The sequence below is a fragment of the Streptomyces sp. BF23-19 genome (assembly GCF_041106355.1).
In the GTDB taxonomy this organism is placed as follows: Bacteria; Actinomycetota; Actinomycetes; order Streptomycetales; family Streptomycetaceae; genus Streptomyces; species Streptomyces virginiae_A.
This window is the reverse complement of the sequence record NZ_JBGBPT010000051.1, coordinates 15285-31024: the sequence shown is the minus strand read 5'-3', so window position 1 is coordinate 31024 and position 15740 is coordinate 15285. Positions and strand designations below refer to the sequence as shown.

General features: G+C 71.6%; 18 protein-coding genes. 9 read left to right on the top strand and 9 right to left on the bottom strand.

Features of this window, described 5'->3' with window-relative positions:
* Positions 1-253 precede the first annotated feature (253 nt).
* Positions 254-883 (top strand): SCO3374 family protein, encoded by a 630-nt coding sequence (locus tag AB8A24_RS26405; protein WP_328962226.1) that lies wholly within the window; start codon positions 254-256, stop codon positions 881-883.
* Between the two features lie 4 nt (positions 884-887).
* Here the strand turns inward: AB8A24_RS26405 and AB8A24_RS26400 are convergent, their stop codons facing one another.
* The 7 genes from AB8A24_RS26400 to AB8A24_RS26370 all read right to left on the bottom strand — a co-directional run bounded on the left by AB8A24_RS26400 (position 888) and on the right by AB8A24_RS26370 (position 4829).
* Positions 888-1223, bottom strand: coding sequence for an Lsr2 family protein (locus AB8A24_RS26400; RefSeq protein WP_030009902.1), 336 nt, complete (start codon positions 1221-1223; stop codon positions 888-890).
* A gap of 164 nt (positions 1224-1387) precedes the next feature.
* Entirely contained in the window at positions 1388-1918 is a 531-nt protein-coding gene (locus tag AB8A24_RS26395; RefSeq protein ID WP_030727070.1) for an amino-acid N-acetyltransferase, read from the bottom strand.
* 11 nt (positions 1919-1929) lie between these two features.
* Positions 1930-2382, bottom strand: coding sequence for a BlaI/MecI/CopY family transcriptional regulator (locus AB8A24_RS26390; protein WP_266382035.1), 453 nt, complete (start codon positions 2380-2382; stop codon positions 1930-1932).
* A gap of 102 nt (positions 2383-2484) precedes the next feature.
* Positions 2485-2649 carry a hypothetical protein gene (locus AB8A24_RS26385; protein ID WP_328962227.1) on the bottom strand — a complete coding sequence of 55 codons (165 nt, stop codon included), beginning with the start codon at positions 2647-2649 and terminating at the stop codon, positions 2485-2487.
* Between the two features lie 14 nt (positions 2650-2663).
* Positions 2664-3227, bottom strand: coding sequence for a hypothetical protein (locus tag AB8A24_RS26380; RefSeq protein ID WP_328965901.1), 564 nt, complete (start codon positions 3225-3227; stop codon positions 2664-2666).
* A gap of 97 nt (positions 3228-3324) precedes the next feature.
* Entirely contained in the window at positions 3325-3510 is a 186-nt protein-coding gene (locus AB8A24_RS26375; protein ID WP_030727059.1) for a DUF397 domain-containing protein, read from the bottom strand.
* Positions 3511-3698: 188 nt separating this feature from the next.
* Positions 3699-4829, bottom strand: coding sequence for a low specificity L-threonine aldolase (locus AB8A24_RS26370; RefSeq protein ID WP_369477812.1), 1131 nt, complete (start codon positions 4827-4829; stop codon positions 3699-3701).
* Positions 4830-4941: 112 nt separating this feature from the next.
* Here AB8A24_RS26370 and AB8A24_RS26365 point away from each other — a divergent pair, with 112 nt between their 5' ends.
* Genes AB8A24_RS26365 through AB8A24_RS26345 form a run of 5 tightly spaced genes read left to right on the top strand, consistent with a single transcriptional unit; the run spans position 4942 to position 10386 of the window.
* Positions 4942-5853, top strand: a complete 912-nt coding sequence (locus tag AB8A24_RS26365; RefSeq protein WP_369477811.1) for a Rossmann-like and DUF2520 domain-containing protein — start codon at positions 4942-4944, stop codon at positions 5851-5853.
* A complete protein-coding gene (gene panC, locus AB8A24_RS26360) occupies positions 5850-6854 on the top strand; it encodes a pantoate--beta-alanine ligase (protein ID WP_328962230.1) in 1005 nt (334 codons plus the stop codon). The genes AB8A24_RS26365 and panC overlap by 4 nt, the downstream gene beginning before the upstream one ends.
* Positions 6851-8602 carry an L-aspartate oxidase gene (locus tag AB8A24_RS26355; RefSeq protein ID WP_328962231.1) on the top strand — a complete coding sequence of 584 codons (1752 nt, stop codon included), beginning with the start codon at positions 6851-6853 and terminating at the stop codon, positions 8600-8602. Before panC ends, AB8A24_RS26355 begins: the two co-directional genes overlap by 4 nt.
* A 2-nt stretch (positions 8603-8604) precedes the next feature.
* Positions 8605-9573, top strand: coding sequence for a carboxylating nicotinate-nucleotide diphosphorylase (nadC, locus tag AB8A24_RS26350; RefSeq protein ID WP_328962232.1), 969 nt, complete (start codon positions 8605-8607; stop codon positions 9571-9573).
* A gap of 3 nt (positions 9574-9576) precedes the next feature.
* Entirely contained in the window at positions 9577-10386 is an 810-nt protein-coding gene (locus tag AB8A24_RS26345) for a type III pantothenate kinase (RefSeq protein ID WP_030756228.1), read from the top strand.
* A gap of 181 nt (positions 10387-10567) precedes the next feature.
* Here the strand turns inward: AB8A24_RS26345 and AB8A24_RS26340 are convergent, their stop codons facing one another.
* Positions 10568-10777, bottom strand: coding sequence for a hypothetical protein (locus tag AB8A24_RS26340; RefSeq protein ID WP_266382050.1), 210 nt, complete (start codon positions 10775-10777; stop codon positions 10568-10570).
* A gap of 197 nt (positions 10778-10974) precedes the next feature.
* On the opposite strand from AB8A24_RS26340, the gene AB8A24_RS26335 reads away from it, so the two are divergent.
* The 3 genes from AB8A24_RS26335 (at position 10975) to AB8A24_RS26325 (ending at position 14685) form a co-directional block, all read left to right on the top strand.
* Positions 10975-12102 carry a DUF5937 family protein gene (locus AB8A24_RS26335; protein WP_328962233.1) on the top strand — a complete coding sequence of 376 codons (1128 nt, stop codon included), beginning with the start codon at positions 10975-10977 and terminating at the stop codon, positions 12100-12102.
* A 232-nt stretch (positions 12103-12334) separates the two neighbouring features.
* Positions 12335-13885, top strand: a complete 1551-nt coding sequence (locus AB8A24_RS26330) for a M28 family metallopeptidase (protein ID WP_328962234.1) — start codon at positions 12335-12337, stop codon at positions 13883-13885.
* 320 nt (positions 13886-14205) lie between these two features.
* Positions 14206-14685: an AbfB domain-containing protein gene (locus AB8A24_RS26325; RefSeq protein WP_328962235.1), complete on the top strand. Its 480-nt coding sequence runs from the start codon at positions 14206-14208 to the stop codon at positions 14683-14685.
* A 45-nt stretch (positions 14686-14730) separates the two neighbouring features.
* On the opposite strand, the gene AB8A24_RS26320 is transcribed toward AB8A24_RS26325, so the two are convergent.
* Positions 14731-15738 (bottom strand): SAM-dependent methyltransferase, encoded by a 1008-nt coding sequence (locus AB8A24_RS26320; RefSeq protein ID WP_369477810.1) that lies wholly within the window; start codon positions 15736-15738, stop codon positions 14731-14733.
* Positions 15739-15740 lie beyond the last annotated feature (2 nt).

Here is a 15740-nt window from a genome sequence, read left to right as displayed (position 1 = left end):
ACCCGTCATGCGTGTACGCCGATGGCGAACGGAGGCCCGTCAAATCAGCGTGTCGCCCCGATCCACTAGGAATGTCTTACCCGTAAGGACTGACACTCCATGCCGGTGGCACCGGTTCCCTCCGCTAAGGGCGAACACAGTTGCGTCCCGAATGCGGACTCGGGAGTCCACGGAGGTTTACGTTCCGCATGGTGATGAGTGCGGTCTGTCACATTGAGCGTAACCCCGAGGCGTTTCGGAAGTTGCTCCGGACATGGCCGTCACCCTGCCGCTCGCCCAGCCGCTCGTGCCGCTGCCCCGCCCGACGCCCGAGGAGGACGCGTACGCCTCCTGGTACGGGAGAGTGCTCGGCTGGACCGTCACGGGCGGGCCGCCGGCCCAGCTCGTGACCGGGGTCCGGTTCGACGTGCTGGAGCTGCCGTCCGACGCGGGGGCCGCGCTGCTGCGCAGGCCGGTCGCCACGGGCCCGGTGGCCCTCATGGGGCGCCGGATGCGGTTCCTGGTGGCCGCGGGCGGCGCGGAGGAACTGGACGGGCTGCTGGACTGGCTGGAATGGGGCGGGGTCGCCCTTGATCTGACCGCCCTGGGTGCGGGTGGCCGGATCACCGCCCCGGTGCCACCGGGGCATGCCGTACGGGACGGGAGTCCCCGGGGGGCCGCCGTGTGGCTACGGCCCCCCGAGCAGGGGTGCGAGGCACTTCTGCCTGCCCTGTCCGGTCCCGGACAGGGTGCCGGTCCCGGGCGGGTGGGCGCCGGTCCCGATCTCGTGCGCCTGGTCTCCGCGGCGGCGACGGAATGCCACCGCGCGCGGCTCCGGCGCCGGACGCCCTTGCGGAGCGCCGTGGCCGGGCCTCCCTCGCGGGCCGGCCGGGTCAGTCCCTGACGGGTCAGCCCCGGTTCTCGTAGGCGTCGCGGATGTCCTGCGGTACGCGGCCGCGGTCGTTGACGCTGAGGCCCTGGGACTTCGCCCAGGCGCGGATCTCCGCGGTGTCCGGGTTGCCGGACGCCACGGCCGTACGGCCCTTGGCGCGACCGGTGGACGCGCGGCCACCGGTGCGGCGGCCGCCCTTGGTGTACGGGTCGAGCAGACCGCGGAGCTTTTCAGCGTTGGCGGTGGTGAGGTCGATCTCGTAGGTCTTGCCATCCAGAGCGAACGTCACCGTCTCGTCCGCCTCGCCGCCGTCGAGGTCGTCGACAAGAAGGACCTGAACCTTCTGTGCCACCGGGATTTCCTTTCATCGAAAAGCAGTACGCGGAAAGGAAACCGCTTTTGCCTGGAAAACACAAACCCCCGGGGAGAGGTTCGAGACCGCAACAGGGCGGGAAACGTACGCGATTCGGACATAGGCCACAGGTACACGAGCGCCGGAAAAGCTGAGGCCATCGATCAGAGGTGCAGAAGCATCCGACTGTTGCCCAAGGTGTTCGGCTTCACTCGTTCGAGACCGAGGAACTCGGCGACACCCTCGTCATAGGAACGGAGCAGCTCCATGTAGACATCGGTCTTGACCGGGGTCTCGCCGATCTCGACGAAGCCGTGCTTCGCGAAGAACTCGACTTCGAAGGTGAGGCAGAAAACCCGGCTCACCCCGAGGGTGCGGGCGGTACGCAACAACTGCTCCAGCACCTGATGCCCGACGCCGGCACCCTTCAAGCCCCGGTCGACGGCGAGAGTGCGTACTTCGGCAAGGTCTTCCCACATCACGTGGAGAGCGCCGCAGCCGACGACCTGACCGTCGGACTCTCGTTCCGCGACCCAGAACTCCTGGATGTCCTCGTAAAGGACGACCGGAGCTTTGTCGAGCAGGATCCGCTGCTGCACGTACTGGTCGAGGAGGCGGCGCAGCGCGGGAACATCACGCGTCCGGGCACGGCGGATCGTCACTGTTTCTGCATGTGCAGTGGAAAACTCTCCCATGGCTGCGGACGTTATCGCCCCGGCTCCTGCGGGCGCTCGTCGGACTCCCCTTCGGCCACGGGCGGAGCGGTGGGTTCGGGGGCGGCGTCCGCGCCCGACCCGTCGTCGTACTGGACGACGCGCACGGCGTCCCGGAGGGCTTCCCGCTGTTCCGCGGACATCATGCCGAAGAAGGCCACGAGGGCGGCCGCGGGGTTGTCGCTCGTCGACCAGGCTTCGTTCATCAGTGCGGCCGAGTAGGCGGCGCGGGTGGAGACCGCCGTATATCGATAGGCGCGGCCTTCGGCTTCCCGGCGGACCCAGCCCTTCTGATGGAGATTGTCCATAACGGTCATGACCGTGGTGTACGCGATGGACCGTTCCTGCTGGAGGTCTTCCAGTACTTCTCGCACGGTGACCGGGCGGTTCCACTGCCACACCCGTGTCATGACGGCGTCTTCGAGATCTCCCAAGGGGCGAGGCACACCAGCACGATAGTGCGGCTTGTGCGGAATTGCCCGACTATTCGCTCGGCAACGCGCAGAAAAATCGGGCGCGCGGCCGGTGAAGCCGCACGCCCGACGGGGTTACTTCTGCTGCTGGGTGGCTTCGGCCCGGGAGAGCACGGCGTCGACGGCCGCGTCTTCCTTGGCCTTGTTGGAACCGCCCTGGCTCTTCACGATCGTCACGACGAGAGCGATGAAGAACGTGGCCATCACGAGGGGGGGCACGAGCGCGGAGACATAGTCCATGCCCCACAGCGTAGCTACCCGGCGGCCAGCCCGGCCTCCGGGGGCGGGGTGGGCTTGCGGCGTGGCGGGAACACCTCACCGGGGGTCGGAATCGGCCGCTCCGGACGCGGCGGCTCCTTGGGGTTCGGTGCCGGGCGGGCCGGCTGGTCGTCCTTCTCCTTGCCGCCGGCCAGGGCCAGCAGCCGGGTCCGGGGCGCGGGGGCGGTCGACAGCCGCCGGCGTACGGAGCGCTCCGCGACCGTGCGGACCCGTTCCAGCAGCGCGGCGGCTACCGGATTGGCGCGGAGCGCGCGCAGGGCGGCGAGGTCGTCGGGCTCCGGTTCGTACCCGGCGGCAAGGGCGTCCTGCAGCAGCTCCAGGTAGCCGGAGAGGCTGCCGGGCAGGGCGCCTCGGTAGCGGGCGAGGTCCGCGAGGAGGAACGCTCTGAGTCGGCCCGCCTCCTGGACCGCTTCGTCCACCGATTGCGCGAGGCGCAGGCAGTCCTGGACCTCCTCGGCCGCCAGGGGGGCCGAGGAGGACTGAAGGGCGTGGGCGAGGAGGCGCCTGAGCAGGTGCAGCTCAGCGGCGCCGAACGCCATGCCGCCGCGGGATCCGTAGGGCGTGGGCATGGGCCGAAGATACGCGCTAATCGGACAAAATCCCCTGATCGCGGGTGCGGCGCGCTCGGCGGGTCCCTCAGCCGGTCTCTTTGACCGCGCGCAGGAAGTCGGCCCAGGCGGCCTGGGTGGTGGCCAGGACGAGGTGGGCGGGGTCGGCGCGGTCGGCGACCTTGACGAGGGCCCCGGGGGCCGTGGCGACGTAGACGCAGGCGTCGCCCTCACTGCAGAACGAGGACTTCCGCCACACGGGCTGAGTGGTCATGGTGTCTCCATCCGGGCGCGGTGGCCGGTAATTGCCGTCAATGACGGTAACGCCGTGGCCGGTCCGCGCCGACGACTTCGGGGAATTCGGTGTTTCGCCGCTTCCCTCCCGAGGGCGGGGGTGGGGTGGGTACCGCTGCGCGGAGCCCGTCCCCGACCCGCGCCTCGAACGCCGGTGAGGCCGATCCGTCAGATGCGGGCCACGAAGGCCGAGACCGCTTCGTGGACGTCGGACTCCGTCCAGGACAGGCCGGGCCGCGTGATCTCCAGTTCCGTCACCGCCAGGCCCGGCGGGCCCTCGGCGGACCAGCGGCGGAAGAGGACCGTGCCCGTCTCCTCGGCCTGTCGCAGGCCCGCCTCCGTCAGCCGGTCCGGCTCGTACGGGAGCCACACCTGGAACTGGTGGGTGTGCGGCTCCTCCGGGTGGATCCGGGCCCACGGAACCCCCGAATCCGCGAAGGCCGAGCGCAGCGCCCCCGCGACCATCCGCGCCTGCGCCACGTACGACGGCAGCCGGGGCAGTTCCCGTTCCAGTCCGGCCAGCGCCGACAGGGCCTGCGGGAACTGCCGGAAGATCTGGCCGCCGTAGCGGTGCCGCCAGACCCTGGTCTCCTCCACGAAGGACCGGGGCCCCGCCAGCGCCGCCCCGCTCAGGCCGCCGAGCGACTTGTAGAACGAGACGTACACCGAGTCCGCCAGGCCCGCGATCTCCGGCAGGGTGCGCCCGAAGTGGACGGTGGACTCCCACAGCCGGGCCCCGTCGAAGTGGACGACCGCGTCCCGCTCCCGGGCCGCTTCGGTGAGCGCCTCCAGCTCCTCCCAGGTGGGCAGCAGGAAGCCCGCCTCCCGCAGCGGCAGCTCCACCATCAGCGTCCCGAAGGGCTCCCGCAGCGCCTCGACCTCCTCCGCCGACGGCTGGCGGGCCTCCGTCGTCGGGTGCGTCACGCGCAGTCCGGAGACGGTCGACAGGGCTTCGTCCTCCCAGCGCTCCGGATGGCTCATCGGGTGCAGGGCCACCACCGGGTTCCCGGTCCGGCCCGCCCAGCAGCGCAGCGCGATCTGCTGGGCCATCGTGCCGCTGGGGAAGAACGCCGCGTCCTCGGTGCCCAGCAGCTCGGCGACCTTGCTCTCCAGTGCGGTGACGACCCCGTCGCCGTAGACGTCGGCCGGCCCGTCCATGTCGTACGGGGCCTCGGCGAGCGAGTCGAGCAGCTCCCCCACGGTGGGCTCCAGCAGGCTGCGCGACAGCCTCCGCTCCGCCCCGCGCCAGGCCGCGACCAGCCGCTTCGTACGTTCGGTGTCCTCGCTGTTGTCACTCATGGGCAAAGATCCTCGCTCCACTCGCCGCCGACCGGCCAACTGCCCCAGGAGCTAGCATGGCGGCGTATCGTCCGGTACCCCCCGCGGACTGGAACGGAAGGGCCCTCCCCGCGTGAATCCATCACAGCAGCCACGCCCTGCCCGGCTCGCCGTCGGCGTCGTCGGAGCCGGCCGCGTCGGTCCCGCGCTGGCGTGTGCGCTCCAGCAGGCCGGGCACCGGCCCGTCGCCGTCTCCGGAGTGTCCGACACGTCCGTGCGGCGGGCCGCCCGGATGCTGCCCGATGTGCCGCTCGTACCGCCCGCGCAGGTGCTGGAGCTTTCCGACCTGGTGCTCCTGACCGTCCCCGACGACGCGCTGCCGTTGCTCGTGGAGGGCCTCGCCGAGACCGGCGCGATCCGGCCCGGACAGCTCCTCGTGCACACCTCCGGCCGGTACGGGACCTCCGTGCTCGACCCCGCGCGCCGCGCGGGCGCCCTCCCGCTGGCCCTGCACCCGGCGATGACCTTCACGGGCACCGAGGTCGACGTGCAGCGGCTCGCCGGCTGCTCCTTCGGCGTCACCGCCCCCGAGGAGCTGCGCCTGGCCGCGGAGGCCCTGGTCATCGAGATGGGCGGGGAGCCCGAGTGGATCGCGGAGGAGAACCGTCCGCTCTACCACGCGGCCCTGGCCCTCGGCGCGAACCACCTGGTCACCCTGGTCGCCCAGTCGATGGAACTGCTGGCCAAGGCCGGGGTGGAGCACCCCGACCGGATGCTGGGCCCGCTGCTCGGCGCGGCCCTCGACAACGCCCTGCGCTCCGGTGACGCCGCCCTGACCGGGCCGGTGGCCCGCGGGGACGCCGGGACGGTCGCCGCGCACGTCTCGGAGCTGCGCCGGCACGCGCCCGGCGCGGTCGCCGGGTACCTGGCGATGGCCCGCACCACCGCGGACCGGGCCCTCGCCCACGGTCTGCTCAAGCCCGAACTCGCCGAGGACCTGCTCGGTGTGCTCGCCGACACGGAGTCCGACGGAGGCGACCGGTGACCGACCTGCTGCTGCACACCGCCGAGGAGCTGCACAAGCTGTCGCGCACCGGCCGCCGGGCCGTGGTGATGACCATGGGGGCCCTCCACGAGGGCCATGCCACCTTGATCCGCACGGCCCGCGAACTGGCCGGACCCGAGGGGCAGGTCGTCGTCACCGTCTTCGTCAACCCGTTGCAGTTCGGGGCGGGCGAGGACCTCGACCGGTACCCGCGCACTCTCGAAGCGGACCTGGGGATCGCCGAAGAGGCGGGCGCAGACGCGGTGTTCGCCCCCGCGGTCGACGAGGTCTACCCGGGCGGCGACCCGCAGGTGCGGATCACCGCCGGCCCGATGGGCGAGCGCCTCGAAGGGGCCACCCGCCCCGGGCACTTCGACGGGATGCTGACCGTCGTCGCCAAGCTGCTCCACCTCACCCGCCCCGACCTGGCGCTCTTCGGCCAGAAGGACGCGCAGCAACTGGCGCTGATCCGGCGGATGGTGACCGACCTGAACTTCCCCGTCGAGGTGGTCGGCGTACCGACCGTCCGTGAGGCGGACGGGCTCGCGCTGTCGTCCCGCAACCGCTACCTCTCGGCCGCCGAGCGGGGCACCGCCCTGGCCCTGTCGCGCGCCCTGTTCGCCGGCCGCGACCGGCTCGCCGCGCAGGCCGCGCTGCGCGCCCGCGCCGAGGCCTCACCGGCCAGCGACGAGCGGGCCACCGCCCTGGCCCGCCTCGGCGAGATCCGCGCCTCCGCCGACGCGCACGCCGTCTCGGCGGCCGTCTCCGCGGCCGGCTCCGGGCTGCCGGACGCCGTACGGGCCGCCGCGCTGCACGTCCTGGACGAGGCGGGCCGCCACGAGCCGCCGCTCGTGCTGGACTACCTGGCGCTGGTCGACCCGCTGGACTTCACCGAGACCGGTCAGGACTTCACCGGGCAGGCCGTGCTGGCCGTCGCCGCGAAGGTGGGCGCGACCCGGCTGATCGACAACATCCCATTGGAATTCGGAGCACACTCGTGAGCACCCCAGGCAGAGGCATCCCGTCGGGCGGGGCAGGCGCAGGCACCGGCATACGGCTGCACGCACCGGCCCCCGGCTGGTCCCTCGACGCCGACGTCGTGGTCGTCGGTTCCGGCGTGGCGGGCCTGACCGCCGCGCTGCGCTGCGCCGCCGGGGGCCGCCGTACCGTCGTGGTCACCAAGGCCCGGCTCGACGACGGCTCCACCCGCTGGGCCCAGGGCGGTATCGCCGCGGCCCTCGGCGAGGGCGACACCCCCGAGCAGCACCTCGACGACACCCTGGTCGCCGGTGCGGGCCTGTGCGACGAGGAGGCCGTCCGGCTGCTCGTCACCGAGGGTCCCGACGCGGTACGGCGGCTGATGGCCACCGGCGCGGTCTTCGACACCTCCACGGAGACCGGCGAGATAGAACTGACCCGCGAGGGCGGGCACCACCGCCGCAGGATCGCGCACGCGGGCGGCGACGCCACCGGCGCCGAGATCTCCCGGGCGCTCGTCGAGGCGGTCCATGCCGCGGGCATCGAGACCGTGGAGAACGCCCTCGTACTGGACCTGCTGCAGGACGCGCAGGGCCGTACGGCCGGTGTCACCCTGCACGTCATGGGCGAGGGCCAGCACGACGGGGTCGGCGCCGTGCACGCGCCCGCCGTGATCCTCGCGACCGGCGGCATGGGCCAGGTCTTCTCCGCGACCACCAACCCGTCGGTGTCCACCGGTGACGGCGTGGCGCTCGCGCTGCGGGCCGGCGCCGAGGTCTCCGACCTCGAATTCGTGCAGTTCCACCCGACGGTGCTCTTCCTCGGCCCGGATGCCGAGGGCCAGCAGCCGCTGGTGTCGGAGGCGGTCCGGGGCGAGGGCGCGTACCTCGTGGACGCGGACGGCGTGCGCTTCATGCAGGGGCAGCACGAGCTGGCCGAGCTGGCGCCCCGCGACATCGTCGCCAAGGGCATCATGCGCCGCATGCAGGAGCAGGGCGCGCAGCACATGTACCTCGACGCCCGGCACTTCGGCGCGCGGATGTGGGAGCAGCGCTTCCCGACCATCCTGGCCGCCTGCCGCTCCCACGGCATCGACCCGGTGACCGAGCCCATCCCGGTGGCGCCCGCCGCGCACTACGCGTCCGGCGGCGTCCGGACCGACCTGCACGGGCGGACCACGGTCCCCGGCCTGTACGCCTGCGGCGAGGTCGCCTGCACCGGTGTGCACGGCGCGAACCGGCTGGCTTCCAACTCCCTGCTGGAGGGGCTGGTCTTCGCCGAGCGGATCGCCGAGGACATCGTCGCGGAGCGGGCCGCCGGCAGCGGCCCGGGGATACCGGTCCCGGCGACCGGTCCGCTGCAGCCCGGCGGTGCCCGGTACGAGGTCCAGCGGATCATGACGGAGGGCGCGGGCGTGCTCCGCTCCGCCGCTTCGCTCGATGCCGCGGCCGACGCCCTCGAAGCGCTGTACGCCACCGCCCTGAACGACCTCGAGGCGCACGGCAAGACCGCCGAGCCGGGCGTGGACACCTGGGAAGCCACGAACCTGCTGTGCGTGGCGCGGGTCCTGGTCGCCGCGGCGCAGCGGCGGGTGGAGACCCGTGGCTGCCACTGGCGTGAGGACCACCCCGAGCGGGACGATGCCCAGTGGCGCCGCCATCTCGTCGTCCGGCTCTCGGCGACCGAGAAGCGCGCCCTGGTCGTCGTACCCACCGACTCCGCGGACTTCCCGTCCGTGCACCCCCTGAGCAACCCGAGCCTGGAGCAGTGACCGTGAGCACCCCCGAACTTCCCCTGATCGACCAGAACGACGGCGGCTGCGGCGACGACTGCGCCTGCGGTGACGGCGAGGAGAGCGGCCTGGACCCGGCGCTGGCGCAGTTGCTGGCCGACGCCGGCCTGGACCCGATCGAGGTCGAGGACATCGCGCACATGGCGCTGTCGGAGGACCTGGACGGCGGTGTGGACGTGACGACCGTCGCGACCGTGCCGGAGGAGGCCGAGGCCGTCGCCGACTTCGTCGCGCGCGAGGACGGTGTCGTGGCCGGTCTGCGGATCGCCGAGGCCGTGTTCTCCGTGGTCTGCACGGAGGCCTTCGAGGTCGAGCGGCACGCGGAGGACGGCGACACCGTCACCGCCGGTCAGCTGCTGCTCTCCGTGCGCTCGCGCACCCGTGACCTGCTCACGGCGGAGCGCAGCGCGCTGAACATCATGTGCCGACTGTCGGGCATCGCGACGGCCACCCGCCGCTGGGCCGACGTGCTGGAGGGCACCTCGGCGAAGGTCCGTGACACCCGCAAGACCACGCCGGGCCTGCGTTCGCTGGAGAAGTACGCGGTGCGCTGCGGTGGCGGCGTCAACCACCGGATGTCGCTCTCGGACGCGGCGCTGGTCAAGGACAACCACGTGGTGGCGGCGGGCGGTGTCGCGCAGGCCTTCAAGGCCGTGCGCGAGGCCTTCCCGGAGGTCCCCATCGAGGTCGAGGTCGACACGCTGGAGCAGATCGGCGAGGTCCTGGAGGCCGGCGCCGACCTGATCCTGCTGGACAACTTCACGGTCGAGCAGACCGCGGAGGCCGTGGCCCTGGTGGCCGGCCGTGCGGTGCTGGAGTCCTCGGGCCGGCTCACCCTGGACACCGCCCGTTCGTACGCGGAGACGGGCGTGGACTACCTGGCGGTCGGCGCGCTGACCCACTCCTCGCCGATCCTGGACATCGGGCTCGATCTGCGCGAGGCGGTGTAACCCGTGCTCCTCACCATCGACGTAGGCAACACCCATACGGTCCTGGGCCTGTTCGACGGTGACGAGATCGTCGAGCATTGGCGCATCTCGACCGACCCGCAGCGCACGGCCGACGAGATGGCCGTGCTCCTGCAGGGGCTGATGGGCATGCACCCGATGCTCGGCAGCGAGCTCGGCGACGGGATCCACGGCATCGCGATCTGCTCGGCGGTGCCGTCGGTCCTGCACGAGCTCCGCGAGGTGACCCGCCGCTACTACGGCGACGTGCCCGCGGTGATCGTGGAGCCGGGCACCAAGACGGGCGTGCCGATCCTCATGGACAACCCCAAGGAGGTCGGCGCGGACCGCATCGTGAACGCGGTCGCGGTGGTCGAGCTCTACGGGGGCCCGGCGATCGTGGTCGACCTCGGTACGGCGACCACCTTCGACGCGGTGTCCGCGAAGGGCGAGTACGTGGGCGGGGTGATCTCCCCGGGCATCGAGATCTCGATGGACGCGCTCGGCGTACGGGGTGCCCAGCTGCGGAAGATCGAGCTGGCGCGGCCGCGCAACGTGATCGGGAAGTCCACGGTCGAGGCGATGCAGTCGGGCGTGGTCTACGGCTTCGCGGGGCAGGTCGACGGGGTCGTGACCCGGATGGCGAAGGAGCTGGCCGGGCCGCACGGGAACCCGGACGACGTGCGGGTCATCGCGACGGGCGGGCTGGCTCCGATGGTGCTGGGCGAGTCCTCGGTGATCGACGACCACGAGCCGTGGCTGACGCTCATCGGGCTGCGGCTGGTGTACCAGCGCAACGCGCCCAGTTTCGACTAGGCCGTCTCTTTCGGATCTTGTCGGGTGGGCCCGGGTCGTCCGGTGCGGTGCCTCGCAAGGCGGAGGGGCGCCCGTGTACCGGACGTACTCGGGTGCCCCGACAACGCGGCGAGGTGCCGTGCCGGGCGGGCCGGGCCCGGCAAGATCCGGAAGAGACGGCCTAGCAGGGGCCCCCGCCGGATCAGCACGCCCGCGGGCGGACCAGTATCCGGCGCAGGGCGGCACGCCAGGGGTGGCGGGCCGGTCTGCCTTCCATGACGGCTCTGGCCTGCTCGTACGTGCGGAGCGAGCGGATCACGGCGACGTCGTCGCGGCCGGGCGGCGGGGGCATCGGGGCGCCCTGCTGGGAGGCCCGGTAGGTGTCGATCATGTACTGCTCGATGGCGGTCATGAGTCAAGCCTCACCCCGTCGGCGGCATCCCGCACGACAGTTGACGTTCCCCGTCAATCGACGGCCCGACCAGGCCTTCGCGCCGCGGATGATCACTCGTCCGGCCGCCGCGCCGGACCGGCCGCGGCCACCCGTACGGCGGGGCCGACAGACCCACCTCGGCGTCCCCGTGGTGCGCGGAACGACAGAATGGCCTGATGAGCGTCACCATCGACATCGCAGGCCTGCCCACCGAGCGGATCACGTTCGCGCCCTCCCCGCTCGCCGAGCTCTGCATGGCCCTGCACGCGCTCTCCCAGCCCGCGCACCACCCCGGGCTGAGCTCCTGGACCACCGCCACCGCCGCCTCGCTCGATCCGTGCCTCGCGGACCGGCTGCTGGAGGCCGACTTCATGTGGCGGAGCTCCTTCTCCGACATCTTCATGCCGTTCGCCGGGCTGCCCGGCGGGACCGGGCAGCCCGCCGCGACGCTGGCCGAGGCGCTGGACGTGCTGGACCGGCTGGACGACGAGCGGTTCGTGCGGGCTGCTCTGGAACAGTGCTGGCTGGCGCTCTACAACGAGGGCGGCCCGTCCTCCTCGCCGCTGGCGAACCCGGCGGCGCGGGCCAAGGCGCTGGAGACGGCCGCCGCCCGTGGCCCGCGCCAGTTGGACTTCTCCATCCGGCTGCTCGACGACACGGCCTCCGTCCGGGTGTGGATGCGGCGTCTCCTGGAGGACTGCGACGAGGCCTTCTTCGCCGAGACGTGGAAGCGCGTCGAGCCCGGGCAGAGCGCCGACGCCCGGCACAAGACGGAGGTGCTGCGCCGCAAGGGGTTGCCGACCGTGCTCAAGGAGGTCTCGGCGGCGCTGAGCGTCGACGCGGGCGGCACGACCATCACCGCCGACAAGATGGTCCACGGATCGACGACCGCGACCGATCCCCGAATAGGCGCCGGCCTGGTCTTCGTACCGACCAACTTCGGCTGGCCGCACCTGCTGGTGCTGCACGCGCCGGGCTGGCGGCCGGTGGTCCACTATCCGCTCGGCTCCCCCGAACTGACCTCCGAGCCCGGCTCGGTGGAGCTGCTCCAGCGGCGGATGGAGGCGCTGGCGCATCCGATGCGGATGATGCTGTGCCGGAGTCTGGCGCGGGCCCCGTTCACGACGAGCGAGCTGGCGACCGTGTACGGGATCACCGCGCCGGAGGTGTCGCGGCATCTGGCCGTCCTGAAGAAGGCCGGTCTGATGCACACGCGGCGTCAGGGTCGGTACGCCCAGCACCAGTTGGATCTGCCGGCCGTCGCGCGCATCGGATCGGACTTCATCGAGGGCGTCCTCCGCTAGGACGAACCACCGCACCTTTGGCTTGATTTGGGCGGCCCAGATTCACCGATATACGGAATTCATAAACCGGAATCAGCGAAAACTCTGGCCATGGTGGCCACTTGCTGTCTAACGTGCGTCCACCGATCCCCCACGTAACGCGCACCACATCTGCTCACGCGCACCGCCACGCTCCACCTTGCTGTGCCCTGCTCCGCCCTGCCCTGCTCGCCTTTGCCGTGGAAGGACCTTCATGCCCTCACGACGTATAGCCGCAGCAACCGCCGCCCTGGCAGCCGTAGCCCTCGTCTCGCCGCTGCTGCTGGCCGGACCGGCCGGAGCCACCGGGAGCCCGCAGAGCGACGCCGCCCGGGGTGACGCGCTCGCCCGGAAGCTGGTCAAGGACGCGACCGGCAAGGGCGCCTACAACCACCTCAAGGTGCTCCAGTCGCTCGCCGACTACAACAACGGCAACCGCGCGGCCGGATCCAAGGGCCACGAACAGTCGGCCAAGTACATCGAGGCGGTCATGAAGGCGGCCGGGTACCAGGTCACCCGCAACGAGTTCGACTTCGTCTACGTCGAGACGGTCGAGGAGAAGCTGACCGTGGGCGGCACGAACGAGCGCGACGTCCCGATCCACCTGATGACCTACACGGCGAACTCCCCGGAGGGCGGTGTGACGGCCCAGGTCGCCGTGGCCCCGGTCGACGCGGACGGGACGAACGGCTGCGAGCCGGGCGACTTCGCCTCCGGCACCTTCACCGGAAAGATCGCCCTGATCAAGCGCGGCGGCTGCACCTTCGCGGTGAAGCAGCAGAACGCGGCGGCCGCCGGGGCGCTCGGCGCGGTCATCTTCAACAACACCACGGGCGGCCTGAACGGCACCCTCGGCGACCCGACCCTCGGCAAGATCCCGACGGGTGGCATCACCCAGGAGGACGGCGAGAAGCTGACCGCCGAGGCCGCCGCCGGTCCGGTCGAGCTCACCCTCGACATCCGTGAGCTGCGCGAGAACCGCAAGACCTTCAACGTCATCGCCGAGACCAAGGGCGGCGACGAGAACAACACCGTCTTCCTCGGCTCGCACCTCGACTCGGTCGCGGCCGGCCCGGGCATCAACGACAACGGCTCCGGCTCGGCGGGCATCCTCCAGGTCGCCCAGCGGCTCGCGAGCGAACAGAAGAAGGTCAAGAACAAGGTCAAGTTCGCCTGGTGGTCGGCGGAGGAGTTCGGCCTGCTCGGCTCCGAGGCGTACGTCGCCGGACTGACGGACGCCCAGAAGAAGCAGATCAAGCTCTATCTGAACTTCGACATGATCGCCTCGCCGAACGCCGCCTACTTCGTCTACGACGGCGACGACTCGGACGCGACCGGCGCGGGCCCCGGCCCGGCGGGCTCCGCCCAGCTGGAGAAGGGGATCAACGACTTCCTCGACTCCAAGAAGATCCCGCACGAGGGCACCGACTTCTCGGGCCGCTCGGACTACGGCCCCTTCATCGAGGTCGGCATCCCCTCCGGCGGCACCTTCACCGGTGCCGAGGGCATCAAGTCCCCGGAGCAGGCAGCGAAGTTCGGCGGCCAGGCGGGCGTCGCCTACGACGTGAACTACCACGGCAAGGGTGACGACATCACCAACATCGACCAGAAGGCGCTCGACATCAACGTCGACGTCATCGCGGACGCGGTCGGCCACTACGCGCACGACCTGGCCCCGCTGTCGAAGCCGGTCGTCTCGCAGCCCACGGGCGGCTCGGGCAGCGGCGGCGGCCTCCACCAGGGCCACGACGAGGTCACCCGGTAGAGGGTGAGCAGGTGAGGCGGATGGCCGGGATCCGCCACTGGATCCCGGCCCTCCGCGCGTCTGCCGGGCGCCCCTCACCTGCATCAAGTGCGGTGCCCCGACACCGTCGTGTGGTTGAACGCGTAACCGTGGTGAATGCTGGCATCCACGCCCTCGTCGGCGCATGATGGACATAGTGCTCTCACCCGCATGGACGCAGTAGCGTGACGGCCTTCTCGGCTCCCACGCCCGTCCCCACACATGGGGTGGTTGATGTCGCATCGAGTGGTTCATCACTCGGACACTCGCCCAGATGCACGCATCACGGAAGGACGGACATCATGGCCGTTCTCAAACTTTCACTGTTCTCGAACAACTTGCCCGATTTTTTCATCATCGATCACAGCGGCCTTGCCGACATCGCCAAGATCGAAACCGAACAGGACCGCCGTGACGCCACGTTCCAGTGGACCGGGCCCAGTCTGGTGACCTTCGGCGGAACAGGAATGCTGGTACGCGCAGTTGCTCCGCCCGGGTTCTGTCTGCGCATCGCGACGTTCGACGACTTCCGCATCCACAGCAAGTTCTTCACCGGGATCATCGACCCCCAGGTCAAGGCGGAGGTCATCGAGGAATCGACCTACATCATCGAAGCGGCCGAAATCGACCCGAACCAGGCGTCGTTCCGGTCCGTGAAGTTCCCGGACCGATTCATCCGGCACAGGAACTTCGAACTCTTCGCCGAGCCGGTGGTGACCATCGACGACATGCAGTCCGCCTGCTTCAGGATCGCCCCGCCACTGCACCCGGAGGAGTTCTAGACCCGGCGGGATGTTCGAACTCGGCCTCAGCCTGCCGGGTTGACGTCACGCCGCCGCGACGCCCGGCCAGGCCGGGGCCGGGACGCCGAGCGGCTGGACCAGCCAGCCGAAGGCGCCCAGCCCGGCGCGGTCCGTGAGCTCCGCCGCCTCACCGGCCGCCGACAGGGCCCGTACGTAGGCCACCGGGTCCGACCCGGCCAGGGCCAGTGGGGGCCGGGCGCCCGAGACGCCGAGCGCCGCCAGGGCCTCGCGCTGGGTCAGCAGGAGCGACCCCGGCCCCGCGCAGGAGTCCAGGGCCACGTGGGCGGTGACATCGCAGGAGCCGTCCGGGACCGGCGGGACCTCCCGGCCGCCGCGGAACCCCGTCAGGGTGCCGTACGGGGGCCGCGCGCCCCGGGTGTGGGCGTAGTCCACCGCCACCGCCAGGCCCCGTTCCAGGGTCCCGGCGGCGGCCGCCCAGGCCTCGTCGCGGGCCCGGCCGATCTCGGCGCGGCCACCGCCCGGCCACCACCGCTCCAGCCAGGCCCGGTCCGCGCCGTCCAGGGGGTCGCCCAGGCTCTCCGTACCGTCCGGGGCGACCAGTACGTAGTGCCCGTCCTCGGCGATCTCCAGCGGCACGTTGTCCAGCCATTCATTGGCGAACAGCAGCCCGGTCGTCCCTTCGGGCGGAGCCGCGACCCAGTGGATCCGCCGGTCGAGCCCGGCCGGCCGCTCCGCCCGTTCCACGGCGTACGGACGCACCCGCGCGGCCGTCCCCGGTTCCAGCGCGGCGAGCACCCCGGCCAGCAGCTCCCCCCGCCCGGCCCCGACGTCGACCAGGTCCAGCGCCGCCGGGTGCCCGAGCTCGGCGTCCACCCACCGCAGCAGCCGGGCCACGGCCGCGGCGTACAGCGCGGAGGCGTGCACGGAGGTACGGAAGTGTCCGGCGGGTCCCGGCCCGCCGGGGCGCACGTAGAAGCCGTCGGGCCCGTACAGCGCGGCCTCCATCGCATCGCGCCACCGGACCGCGGTCACGCCTTCACCCTGAGAGCTCACCGGACAAAGGTTATGCATCC